Origin of the sequence: Streptomyces sp. H27-D2 (assembly GCF_035828615.1) — a bacterium.
Lineage (GTDB): Bacteria > Actinomycetota > Actinomycetes > Streptomycetales > Streptomycetaceae > Streptomyces.
The window spans coordinates 1-3704 of record NZ_JAYMZR010000186.1 but is presented as its reverse complement, the minus strand read 5'-3'; the positions used below and the strand labels follow the sequence as shown (position 1 = coordinate 3704).

Sequence of the window (3704 nt, the reverse complement as noted above, 5' to 3'; positions counted from 1 at the left end):
GACCGTTCACGACCTCCTGCGCTGGCAGCTGCGCGAGAGCCGGAAGCGATTAGCCGACCCGAGTCTGGTGGTCCTGGACACCCAGAGCATCCACGCGGCCGTCGGCGTCCCGGCCGACACGACGGGCAAGGACGCTTCGAAAAAGGCGCCGGGCAGGAAGAGATGTCTGGCCCTGGACGTGTTGGGCCTGGTCGTCGAGGTCGTCGTCCTGCCGGCGTCCGCGCACGACAACGCTGCCGGCATCGCCCTGCTGAACGGTGTGGCCGCGCAGGCCGGCACGGTGCGCAAGGCCCTGGTCGACCAGGGCTTCAAGAAGAGCGTCGTCGACCACGGCAGGACTCTCGGCATCGATGTCGAGATCGTCGAGCGCAACCCGGCCGAGAAGGGCTTCGTCCCGCAGGCCAAGCGGTGGATCGTGGAACAGACGAACGGGATCTTGATGTTCTACCGCCGTCTCGTGCGCGACTACGAACACCGGCTCGCCTCCTCCCGCTCGCGGGTATTCTGGGCGATGACGTCGGTCATGGCCCGCCGCCTCACCGGCCTCACCCTCCCCTCCTGGAGGGGCGCGTGAGCGAGATCCCCCAGGTCGAGGCCGTACTGGCCTACGTCGAGGTCCGGATGAGCGAAGTCGCCGAGCAGGCCGGACAGCTCCGGGACCAGATCGCCGAACTCACCGCCCGCCTCTGCGAGTTCGACACCGAGAGCGAGAATCTGCAGATCACCCGCAAGACCCTCCTCAGCCTCCCCGCACCGGCACCCGCCCTGGTGCCGGCACCGGCACCGGCACCGGCACCGGTCGACGATCCACCCCGCGCCGAGGTGCCGGAACACCCCGCCTACCAGCAGATCCTCACGGCCCTCGCCGACACCGGCGGTCCGATGCGGGCCCGCGACATCTGCGAGGCCCTCGACCTGCCGATCCTGCCGAAGAACACCGAGGGCATCCGGTCCAAGCTGAAACGCCTGGTAACCCGCGGCATCCTCACCGAGCCCGAGCCCGGCTTGTTCACCCAGCCCCGCCCCTGAGCACCAGCCCACCCCACCGAGCAGGGCACCTCACCCAGACCTCATCGCGAATCGGGCATCACGGTGCGAACCGCACTCTCAGAGGCTGTCGGGTGGCCGGTTGACTACGCCGCTGTGTCAGTGTCGTGCGGCAGGACCGATCCGTCGCAACCGTTGACGAAGCAGTCGTGGAAGTGCAGGCGGTACTCCGCCACGACATCGGCGTGGGCGGCCTGCGCCGGTGCCAGCGTGAGTACAGAGGCCGCAAAGAGCAGGCTGGTGCAGATGCGCTTGATCATGTCCGGCGTAACGAGCGGAGTCAGGAATAGGTACTGAGCCGTCAGGCGGGGAGGTACCCCGCGGCTCCCGACACCGGCAGGGTCGCCCAGGTCCGGGTCCCGCCGGCCGGTTCGCGGGACTCGCTGAAGCCCCAGGCCCCGCCGCGCTCCGATGGCCGACATCACCTGGGAAGACGCCTTCTGCGGCGAAGACGACCGTGGCCTCGGGTTCTCGGTGAACAGACGCCGTGTCAGCGGGCCAGTGGGATCAATACGAGGAACGGCACGAACAGGGTCCATTGGGGCAGGGTGAACACCGCGCCGCCGAAGGCGGCCACGTTGACGGCGAAGAACACGCAGGTGAAGGCGGCGGCGATGAACCAGGTGTAGGCCAGGATCGGCAGTGCGGCTGTGCGGTCGGCGCGTGCGGTCCAGGCCAGGGCCACGGCAAGCGAAGCCAGCAGTAGCGTGCATATGTGCCACAGCACGCGGAAGAGCTGTCCCACCGGGGCATCGAGTCTTGCGCGGAGCAGCGGATCGACGAACTCCGGGGTGCCGAGCAGGTGGAGCACGGTGATGGCTGCGGCGAGAGCGGCGGCTGTCCAGAGCGGCCAGCGGCGGGTGGTCGCGGTGATGGTGTCGGACATGGAAACCTCCATGAGGTAACGGGGGGCTGAGTCGGCGTCCGTGCCGGTGGCGTGCGTGGACCCGGCGGAAATGCCTGGTGTCGACGGCGGTCGCGGCGCCGGCCCAACAGGTGAAGATGCGGGGGGTGCCGGAAGAAGCGGGCCCGGAACCGTCAGGCTACGGCTACGGCTGCTGCTGCCGCTGGGCGTGGCGCTCGGCCTGGGCGTCGAGCGGTCGACGTGGAGTGAGACGCCGCTGGATCTGCGCGGGTAGCAGAGACGGGGTGCCGCGAAGGCCCGCGAGGTGGAGCAGCCCGGTCGTCAGCGCGAAGGCCGAGAAGGCGAGTTCGCGCGGCGGCAGGGTGGTCGGGGAGAATGCGATGAGGGGAAGTTCGGGGAGCAGTGCGAGCCCGCGGAGCAGGTAGACCGCGGTGAGTGTGAGCAGTACCGGTGCGAGCTTGGGCAGTGGGCGTAGCAGCCCGGCTGCTGACCATGCGTAGGCTGCCGCGAGCGTGAGCAGTGCGGCTATGCCGAGCGCGGTCACGGTCGGGATCGGCGAATGCTGTTCTGCCAGGTGGGCGAGGCGTTCGCCGGCGCCGAAGTAGCGGAATCCGGCGCCGCCGTAGAACGGCAGCGCGGCGTGCAGCGCGCCGGCGGCCAGGCTCAGTGAGCCGGCCGCGATGAGGGCTCGTGCGTGGGGTCGATCGTGAGGTGCCATGGTCTCCTGCTCAGAAGAAGGGCGTGTCCCGGTCGCGTCCGGTGGCGCGGGCGGGGTTGCCGGGTATGCGAGGGCGCCCTACGGGTCAGGCTGCCGCCGACGATGTGCGCTGCGGCCAGGCCGGCTGCACTGGTACCTGCTGCGGGAAGCCGGCCGTTCACCGGATCTCGATTCCCTTGACAACGACCTCAGCCAGCCGGCTGGCCAGCTGCGGGCTGGGGTCTTCGCCGACCAGCCCGACATGGAAGAGCACGCCTCCGGCCAGCGTGTCCAGGACCAGATCCGCCGGTGTGTCCGCCGGGATCTCTCCGCGCCGCGCGGCCCGGTCGAAGACGATCACCAGTCGATGCCTCGCCGGGGCCAGGAAGTCCGTACGGATGCGGGCCTTCAGGACCGGATCGGAGGCGAAGTCGGCGAGCAGTCCCGGGAGCGCCGCGGCACTCGCAGGCGTGCGGTACTCGTCGATCAGGGGTTGTAGCAGTTCGGCCAGGTCTCCCACCAGCGTTCCGGTGTCCGGGATCGGAGCGTGGTCGGTGGCCGTGAACACGGCCTCGTAGACCAACTCCGCTTTCCCCGACCATCGTCGGTAGATCGTGTCCTTGCCGACGCCGGCCCGCGCGGCCACCGCCCCGATCGACGTCGCCGCGTATCCGACCTCGGCGACGAGCTCTGCGGTCGCGCTGACGATCGCCTCGTGCGAGCGGGGGTCCCTCGGTCGTCCCCGGGATGATGAAGAGAAGCTCATGTTAAATACCATACGGGTCGACCCGTAAAATAATCAAGCCATGCGAGACCTGTGGGGTTCCAAAAGTCTGTGCGGGCGTTGACCTGGTATTTTGCCTTCGGAGTTGATCAAGGCAGGCTTGGGTTGCGTGACTGTGCGTCTGCTCTACCTGGTCTTCTCCCGGCTTCTCGGACTGCTGGTGCTGTTGGCTCGTTCCGAGGCATCGAGGGACGTGGAGCTGTTGGCGCTGCGGCACGAGAATCAGGTGCTGTTGCGGCAGCTCGGTAAACGTCCGCGGTTGACCTGGCCCGAGCGGGCTGTCCTGGCCGCACTCGCCCAGCACCTGTCAA

At 68.8% G+C, this 3704-nt stretch carries 6 protein-coding genes and 1 pseudogene; 3 read left to right on the top strand and 4 right to left on the bottom strand.

The features are described 5' to 3' along the window. On the top strand, positions 1 to 574 hold a 574-nt coding region (locus tag QMK28_RS33675; RefSeq protein WP_326443494.1), incomplete at its 5' end, for a transposase. Then, entirely contained in the window at positions 571 to 1029 is a 459-nt protein-coding gene (locus tag QMK28_RS33670) for a hypothetical protein (protein ID WP_326443493.1), read from the top strand. The genes QMK28_RS33675 and QMK28_RS33670, both read left to right, overlap by 4 nt. Before the next feature lie 104 nt (positions 1030 to 1133). On the opposite strand, the gene QMK28_RS33665 is transcribed toward QMK28_RS33670, so the two are convergent. The 4 genes from QMK28_RS33665 to QMK28_RS33650 all read right to left on the bottom strand — a co-directional run bounded on the left by QMK28_RS33665 (position 1134) and on the right by QMK28_RS33650 (position 3375). Beyond that, positions 1134 to 1307, bottom strand: coding sequence for a peroxidase family protein (locus QMK28_RS33665; RefSeq protein WP_326443491.1), 174 nt, complete (start codon positions 1305 to 1307; stop codon positions 1134 to 1136). A 230-nt stretch (positions 1308 to 1537) separates the two neighbouring features. Further along, a complete protein-coding gene (locus QMK28_RS33660; protein ID WP_326443489.1) occupies positions 1538 to 1933 on the bottom strand; it encodes a hypothetical protein in 396 nt (131 codons plus the stop codon). A 163-nt stretch (positions 1934 to 2096) separates the two neighbouring features. Continuing rightward, positions 2097 to 2630: a hypothetical protein gene (locus tag QMK28_RS33655; RefSeq protein WP_326443488.1), complete on the bottom strand. Its 534-nt coding sequence runs from the start codon at positions 2628 to 2630 to the stop codon at positions 2097 to 2099. A gap of 157 nt (positions 2631 to 2787) precedes the next feature. After that, complete coding sequence (locus QMK28_RS33650) at positions 2788 to 3375, bottom strand: TetR/AcrR family transcriptional regulator (RefSeq protein WP_326443487.1); 588 nt, start codon at positions 3373 to 3375, stop codon at positions 2788 to 2790. Between the two features lie 127 nt (positions 3376 to 3502). On the opposite strand from QMK28_RS33650, the pseudogene QMK28_RS33645 reads away from it, so the two are divergent. Then, a pseudogene (locus QMK28_RS33645) lies at positions 3503 to 3704 on the top strand (hypothetical protein); the annotation flags it as partial.

Bases quoted from the DNA above. Each gene is read 5' to 3' on its own strand.
- QMK28_RS33660 (WP_326443489.1), bottom strand. From the start codon at position 1,933: ATGTCCGACACCATCACCGCGACCACCCGCCGCTGGCCGCTCTGGACA.
- QMK28_RS33655 (WP_326443488.1), bottom strand. From the start codon at position 2,630: ATGGCACCTCACGATCGACCCCACGCACGAGCCCTCATCGCGGCCGGC.
- QMK28_RS33650 (WP_326443487.1), bottom strand. From the start codon at position 3,375: ATGAGCTTCTCTTCATCATCCCGGGGACGACCGAGGGACCCCCGCTCG.
- QMK28_RS33665 (WP_326443491.1), bottom strand. From the start codon at position 1,307: ATGATCAAGCGCATCTGCACCAGCCTGCTCTTTGCGGCCTCTGTACTC.